1 protein-coding gene and 1 pseudogene are annotated in these 1,268 nt (G+C 45.6%); one reads left to right on the top strand and one right to left on the bottom strand.

The window, feature by feature from the left end; all coding sequences use genetic code 11:
- Positions 1–374: Lon-like protease helical domain-containing protein (locus tag KDK17_RS19720; protein ID WP_257288804.1), on the bottom strand; the 374-nt coding region annotated here is incomplete at its 3' end.
- A 448-nt stretch (positions 375–822) separates the two neighbouring features.
- Between KDK17_RS19720 and KDK17_RS18855 the strand changes: the two are divergent.
- Positions 823–1,268: pseudogene (locus KDK17_RS18855) on the top strand (AAA family ATPase); the annotation flags it as partial.

The raw sequence follows: 1,268 nt of genomic DNA, 5'->3' as shown, positions 1-1,268 counted from the left end.
ATGAGACTGTCAATAAACTGGTCAAAGTCTTTCTGTAAAGGTTCACCCGCGCCTGCCGGAAGCGTTAAAATCTTTGGTTCACGGGTATTGTCGAAGTTATTAATGTAAATCCAGTCGTCTGGTGGCGTCTGGCGCTTGGCTTCAGATTCCAGGTATTTTCTCAGATAGGACATCCTTCCCGTACCGGACTCCCCCATTACATAGATGTTGTAGCCCGTTCGATGCATGGCGACGCCGAACTGAATGGCGCTGGTTGCTCTTTCCTGGCCGAGGATGCCGACGTATTTCTCAAGATCGTCGGTGGACTTGAACCCAAGTTCTTTGACCGGCTGTTTCGCAATGAGTTGACTGGTTGAAAGTTTAAGCTTTTTCACTAAGGCCTGCCGTTAACTAATGAGTTCTCTGAATTACTTGTATGTTGCAGAGCGTTGAAATGATCAATCAAAAGCAGCTCTACTTTGATGGATTGTTAACCTCCCGGAAAAACCATTAGCCGGTAGGCTGTCAGGTCATCAGTCTCTTCGGATAACCCGTAGGGATAGCATAATGCTTTTTTTATCCCACTGTCATGAATTCTGTTGCCAATTAAGGTTGGAGGATAAAAGCAGCTTTTTTAACGGTTATTTGTTACAAGAACGTGCTTCTCATTTTCTGAGGAATAGCGTTAACTTAAACGATGAGATATTCATTGCGATAGTTGAAGTGACGTCGAGAAAAAATTGTCCGATTGCTTCACAATAGAAAGTTGTGCATTAGTATCGGGTTGTTCGTGTATGCATCTTTCCGAAGGTCCTCTGAGGTTGCCAGGAAATTGAGGTCATCATGTTAAGATTTCTGTCATGCCTGCTAACAGCGTTCTTTATTTTTGCATCACTCAGTGCTCAGGCTTCAGCGCAAGTGGTTAAAGAATTGCAGAAACTGGTGGGAAGTTTGCCTACGGGTAGTGTTCACTCTATCCAGGTTAAGGACCCTGCCAGTGGCCGTGTTATTTTTGAACAGGGGGCCCTGAAGCGGGACATAGCCCTATTCCGCGAAGCCGGTTCCCTCAGCTTTACCCCTATGCATCAAGGTAAGGCTATGGACGAGACGGAATTTGCCCAGCTTCCGGATAAAAAACGGTCCAAATTTAACAAGGATATCAGTGAACTGGAATCTATACTGAACGACTCACTGGTTGAACTGCCCCAATGGAAACGAGAGTCCAACGAAAAGCTGCAGAAGCTTAATCAGGAAACCATTGATCAGGCTCTGGAGCCTCTGCTCAAGTC

Origin of the sequence: Endozoicomonas sp. SESOKO2, from assembly GCF_024606245.1 — a bacterium.
GTDB lineage: Bacteria > Pseudomonadota > Gammaproteobacteria > Pseudomonadales > Endozoicomonadaceae > Endozoicomonas_A.
The sequence above is the reverse complement of the archived record's forward strand: the minus strand, read 5'-3'. Positions and strand labels throughout refer to the sequence as shown.